Annotated in this window: 11 protein-coding genes and 6 tRNA genes; 8 read left to right on the forward strand and 9 right to left on the reverse strand. The window is 51.9% G+C overall.

The genetic code is table 11. From position 1 onward, the window contains the following. Window positions 1–103 precede the first annotated feature (103 nt). Together K7X24_RS15780 and K7X24_RS15785 are read right to left on the reverse strand one after the other, a co-directional pair. Window positions 104–179 (reverse strand) — tRNA-Ala (locus K7X24_RS15780). 47 nt (window positions 180–226) lie between these two features. Next, window positions 227–302 (reverse strand) — tRNA-Ala (locus tag K7X24_RS15785). A 266-nt stretch (window positions 303–568) separates the two neighbouring features. On the opposite strand from K7X24_RS15785, the gene K7X24_RS15790 reads away from it, so the two are divergent. Further along, the gene (locus K7X24_RS15790) at window positions 569–1,438 is read left to right on the forward strand and encodes an alpha/beta hydrolase (protein WP_224555737.1); all 870 of its coding nucleotides are present in this window, start codon (window positions 569–571) and stop codon (window positions 1,436–1,438) included. A gap of 81 nt (window positions 1,439–1,519) precedes the next feature. Here the strand turns inward: K7X24_RS15790 and gltX are convergent, their stop codons facing one another. Beyond that, window positions 1,520–2,935, reverse strand: coding sequence for a glutamate--tRNA ligase (gltX, locus tag K7X24_RS15795; protein WP_130634514.1), 1,416 nt, complete (start codon window positions 2,933–2,935; stop codon window positions 1,520–1,522). A gap of 291 nt (window positions 2,936–3,226) precedes the next feature. Between gltX and K7X24_RS15800 the strand changes: the two genes are divergently transcribed. From K7X24_RS15800 to K7X24_RS15815, 4 genes are all read left to right on the forward strand, one after another. After that, a tRNA-Val gene (locus K7X24_RS15800) sits at window positions 3,227–3,302 on the forward strand. Window positions 3,303–3,355: 53 nt separating this feature from the next. Then, window positions 3,356–3,431, forward strand: a tRNA-Val gene (locus K7X24_RS15805). A 67-nt stretch (window positions 3,432–3,498) separates the two neighbouring features. Beyond that, window positions 3,499–3,574 (forward strand) — tRNA-Val (locus K7X24_RS15810). A gap of 7 nt (window positions 3,575–3,581) precedes the next feature. Beyond that, window positions 3,582–3,657 (forward strand) — tRNA-Lys (locus tag K7X24_RS15815). Between the two features lie 151 nt (window positions 3,658–3,808). Here K7X24_RS15815 and K7X24_RS15820 read toward each other — a convergent pair. Next, window positions 3,809–4,915 (reverse strand): NADH:flavin oxidoreductase, encoded by a 1,107-nt coding sequence (locus K7X24_RS15820; protein ID WP_224555738.1) that lies wholly within the window; start codon window positions 4,913–4,915, stop codon window positions 3,809–3,811. Between the two features lie 187 nt (window positions 4,916–5,102). On the opposite strand from K7X24_RS15820, the gene K7X24_RS15825 reads away from it, so the two are divergent. From K7X24_RS15825 to K7X24_RS15835, 3 genes are all read left to right on the forward strand, one after another. Then, window positions 5,103–6,152, forward strand: coding sequence for an aldo/keto reductase (locus tag K7X24_RS15825; protein ID WP_107333292.1), 1,050 nt, complete (start codon window positions 5,103–5,105; stop codon window positions 6,150–6,152). Window positions 6,153–6,236: 84 nt separating this feature from the next. After that, window positions 6,237–6,818: a TetR/AcrR family transcriptional regulator gene (locus K7X24_RS15830; RefSeq protein WP_103971476.1), complete on the forward strand. Its 582-nt coding sequence runs from the start codon at window positions 6,237–6,239 to the stop codon at window positions 6,816–6,818. A gap of 344 nt (window positions 6,819–7,162) precedes the next feature. Then, window positions 7,163–7,597, forward strand: a complete 435-nt coding sequence (locus K7X24_RS15835) for a DoxX family protein (protein WP_039493355.1) — start codon at window positions 7,163–7,165, stop codon at window positions 7,595–7,597. A gap of 81 nt (window positions 7,598–7,678) precedes the next feature. On the opposite strand, the gene K7X24_RS15840 is transcribed toward K7X24_RS15835, so the two are convergent. The 5 genes from K7X24_RS15840 to K7X24_RS15860 all read right to left on the reverse strand — a co-directional run bounded on the left by K7X24_RS15840 (window position 7,679) and on the right by K7X24_RS15860 (window position 13,029). After that, complete coding sequence (locus K7X24_RS15840; protein ID WP_224555739.1) at window positions 7,679–8,671, reverse strand: sulfate/molybdate ABC transporter ATP-binding protein; 993 nt, start codon at window positions 8,669–8,671, stop codon at window positions 7,679–7,681. After that, window positions 8,661–9,542 (reverse strand): sulfate ABC transporter permease subunit CysW, encoded by an 882-nt coding sequence (gene cysW, locus K7X24_RS15845; RefSeq protein ID WP_039493359.1) that lies wholly within the window; start codon window positions 9,540–9,542, stop codon window positions 8,661–8,663. The genes K7X24_RS15840 and cysW overlap by 11 nt, the downstream gene beginning before the upstream one ends. Window positions 9,543–9,554: 12 nt before the next feature. After that, a complete protein-coding gene (gene cysT, locus K7X24_RS15850; protein ID WP_039486599.1) occupies window positions 9,555–10,367 on the reverse strand; it encodes a sulfate ABC transporter permease subunit CysT in 813 nt (270 codons plus the stop codon). A 153-nt stretch (window positions 10,368–10,520) separates the two neighbouring features. Next, the gene (locus K7X24_RS15855) at window positions 10,521–11,525 is read right to left on the reverse strand and encodes a sulfate ABC transporter substrate-binding protein (protein ID WP_411909509.1); all 1,005 of its coding nucleotides are present in this window, start codon (window positions 11,523–11,525) and stop codon (window positions 10,521–10,523) included. Between the two features lie 346 nt (window positions 11,526–11,871). Further along, entirely contained in the window at window positions 11,872–13,029 is a 1,158-nt protein-coding gene (locus K7X24_RS15860) for a CdaR family transcriptional regulator (RefSeq protein WP_010299502.1), read from the reverse strand. Between the last annotated feature and the right edge of the window lie 13 nt (window positions 13,030–13,042).

Below are 13,042 nucleotides of genomic sequence, written 5' to 3' on the forward strand. Positions count from 1 at the left end.
AATTGTTTACAAGAAATAGCTGACTAATGTATTGAGCAAATAAAAACGTTGATTGAATGCAGATATATCGAGAAAGGGATAAATAAGAGTGAATTCGATGATTTGGTGGAGCTAAGCGGGATCGAACCGCTGACCTCTTGCATGCCATGCAAGCGCTCTCCCAGCTGAGCTATAGCCCCACAACGTGTGGAATGTTCGTGATAATCAACCAAACAGAGGGAGTGTTTGGTGGAGCTAAGCGGGATCGAACCGCTGACCTCTTGCATGCCATGCAAGCGCTCTCCCAGCTGAGCTATAGCCCCGTATCTTACAGCATCACCGCAAAGGCAAGTACTGTGCGAACGCGTCGCATAATATGAAACCCGATTCGCAGTGTCAACGGCTAAATCCGGTTATCCGATTAACCGCTGAAAAAGACGCCAAAGGTGAGGAAAAACAGGCGGCGATTTCGATGTCATCTCATCATAAGCACAATAAAAAAGCTGCTAACGATAACGCGATTTATTATCATCATTTCACGTTACGCTTCTGCCTCTTATATAAGCCTCATCACATGCGCTATTTTCCTATGATTGTATTTTCTCTGATGGTATCTGCCTCTGGCATGTTGCCTGTTCGGGCGCAGCCAACCATTCCTGATATGACCGAACAAGCAAAAGCTCAATTTGAGATCAAGCACGTTGAAATGAAAAGCGATGCACAGCATGTCTATCGGCTTTTCATCGCGCAGCCCCGCCAACCCGCACCTGAAGGCGGTTATCCGGTTCTATACATGCTGGATGGCAACGCTCAGTTTCCCGTTGCCGTAAACAGCTACAATGCAAAAAATGGCGCAGCACCGCTGATTATCGCCATCGGTTATCCAATCGATAAACCTTACGATGTTCCCGCCAGAACGCGCGACTACACGCCGCCGACAACGCTCACCGATCCAGATTTTGCCGCAGGCGGCGAAGCCGAAGCGTTTTATCAATTCCTGCAATCCACGGTAAAGCCCTGGGTTGAAACGAACTACGCTGTAAATAAGCAAAAACAAACGCTGGCCGGGCACTCTTTCGGCGGTCTGTTTACGCTCTATACGCTGTTTAACCACACCGAATTTTTCCAGCGTTATGTTGCCGCAAGCCCGTCTATCTGGTGGGGAAATGGCGTTGTGATTCCGGCAAGAACGCCGCTGCTCGCTACACCACCGCTGTCAATAACCGTCACGGCAGGGGCAAATGAAGATGAGCCAGCCAAAACGCAGGCGGGTAAACCCGTTGATGAAAAGCGGGCAGAACGGATCAGCCAAAGAAAAATGGTGGAAAGAGCAACGGCACTGGTCGCACAGCTCAACGAACAAGGCACAAAAGCCGACTTTATTCTGTTCCCCGGTAAAGGCCACGGCGACGTGATCCCCGATGCCATCGGTAAAGCGGTTGCTATCGCCGGTCAATAATTCCCATAGCACGCCATAAAAAAATGAACCCCAGCTTCTGGCCGGGGTTCATTTTATATAACGCTATTCACGCGATAACGATTACTGCTGCGCTTCGCGCTCGGCGATGAACGCCAGTGCTTTATCAATACGCGCCAGCGAACGCTGTTGACCAATCGCGTGCACCGTAACGTCAACGCCTGGAGACTGACCCGCGCCCGTTACCGCAACACGCAGCGGCATACCGACTTTACCCATGCCCTGGCCCAACTCATCCGCCGTGCCCTGAATGGCGTGGTGGATGTTCTCCGGCGTCCAGCTCTTAATCGCAGCCAGTTTCTCGCGAACCAGTTCAAGCGGCTGACGCGCAACCGGGCGCAGATGTTTCTTCGCGGCATCAGCATCAAACTCAGCAAAATCTTCATAGAAATAACGGCAAGAATCCGCCATTTCTTTCAGCGTCTTGCAACGTTCGCCCAGCAAACCAACCAGCTCGCTCAACTGCGGCCCGGTACGGGTATCAATCCCTGCCTGCTCGATATGCCATGACAGATGCGTCGCCACGTATTCTGCGGGTAAATGGTTAATATAGTGATGGTTCAACCATTGCAGCTTCTCGGTATTGAAAGCACTCGCCGATTTGTTCACAGCGTCCAGCGAGAACAGCGATTTCATTTCATCAATAGAGAAGATTTCCTGATCGCCAGAAGACCAGCCTAAACGCACCAGATAGTTCAGCAGTGCTTCCGGCAAATAGCCGTCATCGCGGTATTGCATTACGCCAACAGCGCCGTGACGTTTGGACAATTTCTTACCGTCGTCGCCCAGAATCATCGACACATGCGCATATTCGGGCACGGGTGCGCCCAGCGCTTTCAGGATGTTGATCTGACGCGGCGTGTTGTTGATATGGTCTTCACCACGGATAACGTGCGTGATTTCCATATCCCAGTCATCGATAACGACACAGAAATTGTAGGTCGGTGAACCGTCAGTACGGCGAATAATCAGATCATCGAGTTCCTGATTGCTGAATTCGATCGGCCCGCGAATGCGGTCATTGAAGATGACAGAGCCTTCCTGCGGGTTGAGGAAACGCACAACGTGCGGCTCATTATCAGCATGATGTTCGTGAGAACCACGGCAACAGCCGTCGTAACGTGGCTTATCACCATTTTCCATCTGCTGCTCACGCAGCGCTTCCAGACGCTCTTTAGAACAGTAGCACTTATATGCCGTACCGTTTTCCAGCATCTGGTCAATAACCGCGTTGTAACGGTCAAAGCGTTTAGTCTGGTAGTACGGGCCTTCATCCCAGTTCAGGCTCAGCCAGTTCATACCATCCATAATGGCATCAATCGCGTCCTGAGTTGAACGCTCCAGATCGGTATCTTCAATACGCAGCACAAACTCGCCGTCATGATGACGGGCAAACAACCAAGAGTACAGTGCGGTGCGAGCGCCGCCGACGTGAAGATAGCCAGTAGGACTAGGGGCGAAACGGGTTTTGATTTTCATTTGGGATTACAGCCTTATTACGCAACGGCTGTCGGCATAAACCGACATAAGCTCAGAGAACAAAAGTGGGCAACATTCTATCACTCTGCTTCGATTCCTCAACGCCGTAACATGCCGCACGTGCTTTTATTCTGCTAGCGATAGCAAGATAACAGGCTGAATTGCGCAAGGATGCAGCACCAACGGCGATAAATACGACGCCTTGACTAATTTTGCAACGAACAATCATTTTAGTTTTAAAAAGCGTTGACTCATATTCAAGGATCCCTATAATGCGACTCCACACAGCGGGGGTGATTAGCTCAGCTGGGAGAGCACCTCCCTTACAAGGAGGGGGTCGGCGGTTCGATCCCGTCATCACCCACCACTCTTTACGAAAGTAAAAGTGTCTCGCTGTGTAGAGTAAGAAGATTTGAGATTGGGTGATTAGCTCAGCTGGGAGAGCACCTCCCTTACAAGGAGGGGGTCGGCGGTTCGATCCCGTCATCACCCACCAATCTCATACCAGCTGGTCTTCTTATTAGAAGTTGAAGTAAACCAAGAAGTAAAAGTAGTTCAGAAGTGGGTGATTAGCTCAGCTGGGAGAGCACCTCCCTTACAAGGAGGGGGTCGGCGGTTCGATCCCGTCATCACCCACCACTTCTGCGGGTCGTTAGCTCAGTCGGTAGAGCAGTTGACTTTTAATCAATTGGTCGCAGGTTCGAATCCTGCACGACCCACCACTTCCGCAAAGTGATTCCTCTCTGAAGTAAATCCACAAAACATTATCTATTGCACGTGTCGTGTAGATCGAATTCTATTCGATTTTTCCGCATTAGTTTTCCCAATATTCGATAAAGTACCGCAGCCTTACTCAGCTACGGCACCTAAATATCATGCCAGTACGGCTAAATCTGCTGCGTCAAAACCGCGTAATTTATCAGTCTGTCCAGAACGCACTTTTTGCACCCATTGCGCATCAGAGAGCAATACCCGACCGACAGCGATCAAATCAAACTCTTCGCGCTCCATCCGTGCATACAGATTGTCCAGCGCTGCCGTACCTGAACCTTCACCGCCAAACGCCGCAAAGAAATCCGAGGTCAAGCCCACCGAGCCAACGCTGATTGTCGCCGCGCCTGTCAGCTTCTTCGCCCAACCAGCGAAGTTCAGCCCTTCTGCACCATCAATCTCAGGGAACTCCGGCTCCCAGAAACGTCGCTGGGAACAGTGGAGAATATCCACACCCGCCTCAACCAGCGGTGCCAACCAGTCCGTCATTTCCTGTGGGGAGGTGGCAAGCCGTGCGCTGTAATCCTGCTGCTTCCACTGACTCACACGCAGGATTAGCGGGAAATCCTGACCAACAGCGGCCCGAACAGCGCGGATAACCTCTGCGGCAAAGTGGGAACGCTCACGGATCGTTGCTCCACCAAAAGCATCTGTACGCTTGTTCGTCCCCGGCCAGAAGAACTGATCGATCAGGTAGCCATGTGCACCATGCAGTTCCAGCGTGTCAAATCCCAAGCGTTTAGCATCGGCTGCCGCACGGGCGAAAGCCGCCACGGTATCGGCAATATCTTCTTCCGTCATCACCACACCACGAGGCTCATCGGGGCCAACCAACCCCGACGGGCTCTCAACAGGGGCATCAGGTTCCCAGCCGCGGCCGCGCGTTGAGCCCGTGTGCCAAATTTGTGGACCAATGCGACCACCAGCGGCATGAACCGCTTTAGCCACCGCATCCCAACCAGCCAGTGCCGCCTCACCATGGAAAAATGGAATCCCTGGCGTGTTACGCGAAGCAGGACGATCGACCACCGTCCCCTCCGTCAGAATCAGTCCTACGCCTCCCTCTGCACGGCGGCGGTAATATTCCGCATTCGCTGGGCCGGGAATCCCCTCTTCCGCCATACTTCGTGTCATGGGTGCCATAACGATGCGATTGGGAAGGGTTAACCCTTTCACCGTGAAGGGACTAAACAGAATATCGTCAGACATGGATATTTCCTTTTAGGGTTTAACGCCATAGCGGCGTTGAACATTGATTAAAAACTCAATTCATGCAGTTAAGCAACCCCCGTTAGCGTTGCCTCTCGTAAAGAGAATGCTACTCTGCTTGCACTTATAGATGATGTGTGACATATATGATAAATGTCAATCAACATTTAAATGAAAGGGGAATGGTATGAAATACACCACTTTTGGACGTAACACGGGCTTACGCGTCTCCGAGCTAGCCCTCGGAACAGGAAACTTTGGCACTGGTTGGGGCTATGGTTCTGAAAAAGATCAGGCTAAACAGGTATTTGATCGTTATGCCAACGCGGGCGGTAACTTCATTGATACGGCGGATGCTTACCAGTTCGGTCAATCTGAGCAAATGGTTGGAGAATTCATTGCCGCCGACCGCGATCATTTTGTCGTGGCGACAAAATACACCTTAAGCGCGATGCAGGAAGCTGGGATATCTCGAACTGGCAATAGCCGTAAGAATATGATCTCATCAGTAGAAAACAGCCTTAAGAGACTGAATACCGATCGTATCGATGTGCTGTGGGCGCACTTTGATGACCAATTAACCCCGCTTGAAGAGATTGTTCGCGCTTTCGACGATCTCATTCGATCAGGAAAAATCCAGTACGCAGGTTTCTCTAATTTCCCCGCCTGGCGCATTGCCCGAGCGGACACCATAGCAGAACTGCGCGGCTGGTCGCGAATTGCCGGTATTCAGGTGGAATACAGTCTGGTGCAACGCACCGCAGAGCGAGAACTGCTGCCGATGGCAGAAGCAATGGGGCTGGCTGCAACGCTTTGGTCTCCGCTGGGTGGCGGCCTGCTAACGGGGAAATACCGCCAAAGTAAAGAAGGTCGTCTGATCGGTTTTGGCGGAAGATTAGTACACACCGAGCAAGACACAACCTTGCTGGATGAGGTATTTCGCGTTGCAAACGAGGTGAACGTCATGCCAATACAGATTGCCATCGCCTGGTTGCGACATAAATCCGCCCGCGCCAGCACCAGCCTGATCCCCATTCTGGGCTCCCGCACTCTGGCGCAGTTGGATGATACGCTGGTTGCATTAGGTGTGACGCTAAGTGACGAGCAGGTCGCACGACTGGACGAAGTCAGTGCTATTTCGCTGGGAACGCCACACGATCAGATCGCAGGTACATTACCTAGGGCTCAGGGAGGTAACAGCGCTCATATCATTACTCCGTGGCCACCACGAGCCTAATCTGGCTATTGATGAAAGGCATCATCTATTGAGTCTGGTTTTTCCATACCCTAAGATGATGCCTGACAGAAAAAGGAGAACAGCATGGCCCGTGTATCAAAACAGCAGATGGAGCGTAACCGAGAGGAAATCATCCAGGTTTCTTCACAGCTCTTTCGTGAACGGGGCCTGAACGGCGTCAGCGTGAACGACTTGATGGCCGCGGCCGGATTAACCCACGGTGGCTTTTATGGTCATTTTGCTTCTAAGGATGAGCTCGCTGCCATCGCCAGCCGAAAAGCGTTTGAGGATTCCGGTGTTCGCTGGCAGGAAATCAGCCAGCGCTCAGATCAACATGACTTGCGAACAATCGTGGAACTCTATCTTTCACCCACCCATCGTGACGGCGCGAAAGATGGCTGTGCGATCACCGCGTTAGCCAGCGACATCGCCAGAGAAAGTGAAGACAAGCCAGTGCGTGAGGTTTATCTCAGCGGTGTCAGAGCCATGCTGGACAGGCTGGAGTCCCTATCCACGATAGAAGATAAAGAACAGCGCAGGCTGCATACTCTGGCGCAATTCGCCCTGTTATCCGGCGCGCTCACGTTAGCACGCGCAACGGCTGGCGATCCTTTGTCGGACGACTTTCTTATCGCCGCCAAAAAAGCGCTGCTTGGCGAAGCATAAACATGTTAATGAAGGAGCCTATCGCATCCAAGATAGGCTCCAAACCGCCCCTTTCTTAACAATATCGCCTTTGTGCCATTCATTCCTCTGTTCATCATCCATTCAAGCTAAGCCCCTTTTTCATAACATCTTGTTATTGCATTATTCCCATCCATCATTAGACCGCCGCAACTGCAGTGTTATGCTTATCTGCGTTTGCCCTGTTCACGTAATTTTTTGACAGAAAATATCAAATTTATTGGTTTTCTATTCTGTCCCTAAATCGACGACACTGCCGCACTATATAAACAAGCATTCCCAGCATTACCAATCAGCATTTTTGCTCACTTATGAGGTTGTCTATTATGATTTCTCAGTTGAATCAGTGGTTCACGCGTTTAACCGATCATCCTGATGCAGGTAAACTTTTACTGCGTTTAACCGTAGGTATTCTGCTGCTGTTTCACGGCGTAGCAAAAGTTGAGCACGGCGTAGGCTGGATCGTACAGATACTGCAAGGCGCAGGCCTGCCAGGTTTTATCGCTTACGGCGTATATGTAGGCGAAATCGTTGCCCCAATCCTGATTATTCTGGGCGTGTTTACCCGCGTTTCTGGCCTGATTGCCGCGCTGACGCTGGTTGTTGCCACGCTGATGGTTGGCACTGGTAAATTCTTCACCCTGACTAACGTGGGTGCCTGGGCGCTGGAAGTTGAAGCACTCTATTTCTTTGCGGGCATTATCATCATGCTGGTTGGCAGCGGTCGCTACTCTGTTGCTTCCAATCCCGCTTATCGCTAATCCCCGCTATCCGGCTGGTATTGACGACAAAAGCAAAAACCCGCGAAATTCGCGGGTTTTTTCATGCCTGAGAGCTGCCGATTAGATTTCCCAATCGTGGCTGTAACGCTTGGGTTTAAACTGAATCACATCGCCTTTCTGTAGCCCATGCAGGCTTGCATCATCTTTTGCGACTTCTGCTTCAATCAGCTCCGACTGCTCGCCCAATTTCAGCGACAGACGCGTTAAGGCACCGAGTGGGCGAATATCTCGCACCGTTACCGCCTGATAGCCGTCCTGAGCCTGAACGGATAACGACACTTCATGCGGACGGAACAGAATCGTCTCTTCCGTTTGCGCCACTTTCAACCGGTTACTGTCGCCAAGGAAATGGTAAACAAACTCGCTGGCTGGGTTGTTATACACCTCCGCCGGTGTGCCGATTTGTTCAATCACGCCTTTGTTCATCAGCACGATGCGGTCAGCGACTTCCATCGCTTCTTCCTGATCGTGCGTCACAAATACCGATGTCAGATCGATATCTTCATGTAGCTGAGACAGCCAGCGACGCAGCTCTTTACGCACCTTGGCATCCAACGCACCAAAAGGTTCATCCAGCAGCAGAATGCTCGGTTCAACGATCAACGCACGCGCCAAAGCAATACGCTGACGCTGACCGCCAGAAAGCTGTTCAGGATAGCGATCCCCCAGCCAGTCCAACTGCACCAGATTCAGTAATTCATGTACTTTCTTTTCAATATCACTCTTCGACGGGCGGATATTTTTCGGCTTCATTCGCAGCCCAAACGCCACATTATCGAACACCGTCATGTGACGGAACAGCGCGTAGTGCTGGAATACAAACCCCACGTTACGCTTGCGCACATCGTGGACGGATACATCCTGGCCGTGGAAAATAATACTGCCGCTATCCGGCTGTTCCAGCCCAGCGATAATACGCAGCAGCGTGGTCTTACCACAGCCCGATGGCCCCAGCAGCGCCACCAGCTCGCCGCTGTGGATCGACAAATTAATCTCGTTCAGCGCCCGGAACTGACCAAATTGTTTATTAATATTGCGAATCTCAATGCTCATTTTTGGCCAACTCCTGTTGTTTCTCTATTTGCTTCGTCAATCGGCTCTCACTCCACTGGCGCAGCAGCAGTACGACCAGTGACATAATTAGCAGCAGGATCGCCACGCTGAAAGCCGCAACGATGTTGTACTCGTTATAAAGAATTTCGATATGCAGCGGCAGCGTGTTAGTCAGGCCGCGGATATGGCCGGAAATAACGGAAACGGCACCGAATTCCCCCATCGCACGCGCGGTACACAACACCACGCCGTAGATCAACGCCCATTTCACATTCGGCAGCGTAATGTGCCAGAACATTTGCCAGCCGTTCGCCCCTAGCAACCGCGCCGCTTCTTCTTCCTGCGAGCCCTGCTCTTCCATCAGCGGAATCAGTTCACGCGCAACATAAGGCAGCGTGACGAAAATTGTCGCCAGTACGATGCCCGGCACGGCGTAAACAATTTGCAGATCGTGTTCGAGCAGAAAGGGATGGAGCGAGCTTTGTGCCCCAAACAGCAGCACATACACCAGCCCTGCAACCACGGGCGAAACGGAGAACGGCAAATCGATCAGCGCCAGCAGAAAGCTCTTGCCACGAAATTCGAATTTCGTCACGCACCACGCTGTCGCCAGCCCGAACACCACATTTAACGGCACAGAAATGACGGTCGCGAGTAGTGTCAGCTTAAGCGCAGAGATCGCATCCGGTTCGGTAATCGCATCCCAAAATGCACCGATGCCTTTATCCAGCCCCTGAGTCACCACCATCATCAACGGCAGCACCAGAATCAGGAAAAAGACGACCCACGCGAGTGAAACCAGAATGTAATAGGCTGCGGGCTGTTTTTTTCTTTTAGCCGCGCTGGCCTGAGCGGAAATAACCTGTTCCATGACGACCAGCCTTTACAGTTTCGGTTGAATGCGGCGCTGCAACACGTTAATCAGCAGCAGCATAATGAAAGAAACCAGCAGCATGAACACGCCGATCCCAGTTGCGCCTTTGTAGTCATACTGATCGAGCTTGGAGACGATCAGCAGCGGCAGAATTTCGGTTTTAAACGGAATATTCCCCGCGATAAACACCACGGAACCGTATTCCCCGACGCCGCGGGCAAAGGCCAGCGCAAAGCCCGTCAGCCACGCGGGTAACAGTGCAGGAAGCAGCACATGACGGAAAACCTGAAGCGGGCGTGCGCCAAGGCAGGCAGCGGCTTCTTCCACTTCTTTGGGAATATCGGCCAACACCGGTTGCAACGTTCTGACCACGAAAGGCAGCGTAACGAAGATCAGCGCTAGTGTGATACCAATGCTGGTGTAGGCAATTTTGAACGGAAACAGCGAACCAATCAGGCCATTCGGCGCGTACAACGCCGTCAGCGCAATCCCCGCCACGGCGGTTGGTAGCGCGAAGGGCATGTCGATCATGGCATCGATCACTTTACGGCCGGGAAAAGTATAACGCACGAGCACCCACGCCAGCAGCGTCCCGAGAATACCGTTAATAAACGCCGCAGCCAGCGCCGTACCAAACGAAAGCCGCAGGGAGAAAAGCACCTGGCGGCTGGTTATCAGATCCCAAAACTGACCGAACGTTAGTTGGCTGGCATACAAAAACATCCCCGCCAACGGAATGAGGACAATTAATCCTAAATAGCTCAGGCTAAACCCTAACGTTAGCCCGAAACCGGGAATCACTGAGGAAGAACGTTGTGACATACCGTGCCTTTAATTTTCATACTCACTATCCAGCCAACAACTGCTTGCCGACGCGCGCTACCTGACAGAATTAAGGCGGCAGGTCCTCTGCCTTCTTAACCTGAAAAAAGCCGCTATGGTGATAGCGGCCTTAATCCGTCAGACATTAGAAACTTACTTATTAATCTCTTTAAAGATGGCGTCGAACACACCGCCATCGTTAAAGTATTTTTCCTGTGCCGCTTTCCAGCCGCCGAAATCCTTATCAATCGTCACCAGATTCACCGGTGCAAACTGATCTTTAAACTCTTCAGCAATCTTGGCATTACGTGGGCGATAGAAGTTTTTACCGATAATACGCTGCGCTTCATCGCTGTAGAGGTATTGCAGATAGGCTTCAGCCTGTTTCTGCGTCCCTTTACGCTCAACCACTTTGTCGACAACGGCAACTGGCGGTTCGGCCAGAATCGACAGAGACGGTGTCACGATCTCAAGCTGATCGCCGCCCTGCTCTTGCAGAGACAGATATGCTTCGTTTTCCCATGCCAGCAGCACATCGCCTAGCTGACGTTGCACAAAGCTGATGGTTGCTCCACGCGCACCGGTATCCAGTACTGGCGCATGGCGATACAGTTCAGTGACAAATTTCAATGCGGTTTCATCATTGCCGCCCGGTAGCGCTTTGGCATAAGCCCATGCAGCCAGGAAGTTCCAACGCGCGCCGCCGGAGGTTTTCGGGTTTGGCGTGATCACTTCAACGCCCGGTTTCACCAGATCGTTCCAGTCTTTGATTTGCTTCGGATTACCTTTACGCACCAGAAAAACGATGGTGGAGGTATAAGGTGTGCTGTTGTCAGGCAAACGCGCCTGCCACTTAGGGTCGATCAGCTGCTGGTTCAGGTTTAATGCATCAATATCACCAGCCAGTGCCAGCGTCACCACGTCAGCCTGCAAGCCATCAATCACCGAACGCGCCTGTTTTCCAGAACCGCCGTGCGAGTTTTTGATGGTGATATCTTCACCCGTGGTCGCTTTCCAATGCTTGATAAACGCCGCATTGTATTGCTGATACAGTTCACGCGTCGGATCGTAAGACACGTTTAATAATTCGGTAGCCGCCGAGGCCACACCAGAAAATAACAGCGCTGCCGTAGCAACAGATAACCCCAGACGACGTATTGACATTCTTATCACTCCCTAAACTTAATGCTTGAAAGTATTTAGATAAAATAATGATGAATGTGGCTGGTTAGGCCGTTTATGCGGTTATCGAACTGACAACGACAATATGGGAGTGACAATAGTGGATATAAGGAAGGGGCAAAAATATTGTTTCGCGATAATTTATGCTATCGCGTTATATTGTTAATGGTTATGTAATAGTTTTCAATCTAAGCAATTTTGTTGCAGCGGCAATCTTTTTACGACTGGATATGAGGTAACCCCGATGCCGTGCGGCATCAGGTGAGTACGGTGGAGGATAGGCTTAGAAGTATAGGCTTAAGTAGGTAGGTACCTTTCTGCTCTACTCTTCTTCATCCAGTTGCAAAGCCACGTACAGCAGCAGGCGGTCGTCGAAATTCCCCAAATCTAACCCCGTCAGTTCAGAGATGCGGTTAAGACGATATTCCAGAGTATTGCGGTGAATAAACAGCGCTTTTGCCGTCGCACCAGGTTGAACGTTGTTACGAAACCAGGCACCCAGCGTCCGACGCAGCAGACCATTGCCGTCCATTGCTTTAAGCTTCGAGAGCGGGCGCACCAGCTCGTTTGCCTGCCAACCGCCGCGCAGGCTGTCCAGCAGCACGGGCAACATCAAATCCTGATAGTAATAACAGCGCTGAGCGGGCATACGCTGTTTGCCTACGCTCATGGTCGTTCGCGCCGTGCGGTAAGAACGCGCGATGCTGCCGGAGCCCGCAAAATAGTTCCCCAGCGCCAGCCGTACCCGCAGCCGACTGCTTTCCGCCATACGCGACATCAGCGTATCCACACGACGCCGGTGTTCCTCTGCATCCCAGCGCCCGTGGCTGTTCAGCGCCGGTTTTAGCACCACCATTTCCGTCAGGGAAACGATAGCGATCAGGTTGTCACGCTCCGGCGTGGTCAGCAACGTCTGCAACTGCTGTAGCTCTGCCATGGCGGAGTCGACACCGAGCTGCCCGCTATCGACTTCGATCACCGCAGCGACGCGGGGCTTATTCATATCGATGCCTAAGCGCTGCGCCCACTCCATGAGAGCGGGAGACAGATCGTCGGTGCGAATCAGGTTTAGAACCAGCTCTTCACGCAGGCGGCTATCCTGCGCTAGCATATGCAGCAGCCTCGCCTGCTCCAGCATCATTTCCGCCGTCATGCAGACAAGCTCGCCATATTGTCGCAGCTGGCTTGGGTTCCCCGTCAGACCAATAACACCAACAATTTCGCCATCAATGCGCAGGGGTAAATTGATGCCCGGACGCACGCCGTGCAGGTGACGCGCGACGGCATCATCAATATCGACGACTCGCCCCTGCGAAAGCGCCAGCAGCGCGCCTTCGTGCAGTTCCCCCAATCGTTCCTGATCGCCACTGCCGATAATCTTACCGCGAGCATCCATCACGTTGATATTGCTATCAATGATCTGCATGGTTCGCGCGACAATATCCTGTGCCATCTTGGCATTGAGATGATACGACGCCATTTTTACCTCTGAG

Origin of the sequence: Pectobacterium versatile (genome assembly GCF_020166435.1) — a bacterium.
Taxonomy (GTDB): domain Bacteria; phylum Pseudomonadota; class Gammaproteobacteria; order Enterobacterales; family Enterobacteriaceae; genus Pectobacterium; species Pectobacterium versatile.

What these genes read in the sequence shown, in the direction of transcription:
- K7X24_RS15830 (WP_103971476.1), top strand. Translation starts at nt 6,237, where the DNA reads ATGGCCCGTGTATCAAAACAGCAGATGGAGCGTAACCGAGAGGAAATC.
- K7X24_RS15860 (WP_010299502.1), bottom strand. Translation starts at nt 13,029, where the DNA reads ATGGCGTCGTATCATCTCAATGCCAAGATGGCACAGGATATTGTCGCG.
- K7X24_RS15790 (WP_224555737.1), top strand. Translation starts at nt 569, where the DNA reads ATGATTGTATTTTCTCTGATGGTATCTGCCTCTGGCATGTTGCCTGTT.
- K7X24_RS15840 (WP_224555739.1), bottom strand. Translation starts at nt 8,671, where the DNA reads ATGAGCATTGAGATTCGCAATATTAATAAACAATTTGGTCAGTTCCGG.
- K7X24_RS15835 (WP_039493355.1), top strand. Translation starts at nt 7,163, where the DNA reads ATGATTTCTCAGTTGAATCAGTGGTTCACGCGTTTAACCGATCATCCT.
- K7X24_RS15825 (WP_107333292.1), top strand. Translation starts at nt 5,103, where the DNA reads ATGAAATACACCACTTTTGGACGTAACACGGGCTTACGCGTCTCCGAG.
- cysW (WP_039493359.1), bottom strand. Translation starts at nt 9,542, where the DNA reads ATGGAACAGGTTATTTCCGCTCAGGCCAGCGCGGCTAAAAGAAAAAAA.
- gltX (WP_130634514.1), bottom strand. Translation starts at nt 2,935, where the DNA reads ATGAAAATCAAAACCCGTTTCGCCCCTAGTCCTACTGGCTATCTTCAC.
- cysT (WP_039486599.1), bottom strand. Translation starts at nt 10,367, where the DNA reads ATGTCACAACGTTCTTCCTCAGTGATTCCCGGTTTCGGGCTAACGTTA.
- K7X24_RS15820 (WP_224555738.1), bottom strand. Translation starts at nt 4,915, where the DNA reads ATGTCTGACGATATTCTGTTTAGTCCCTTCACGGTGAAAGGGTTAACC.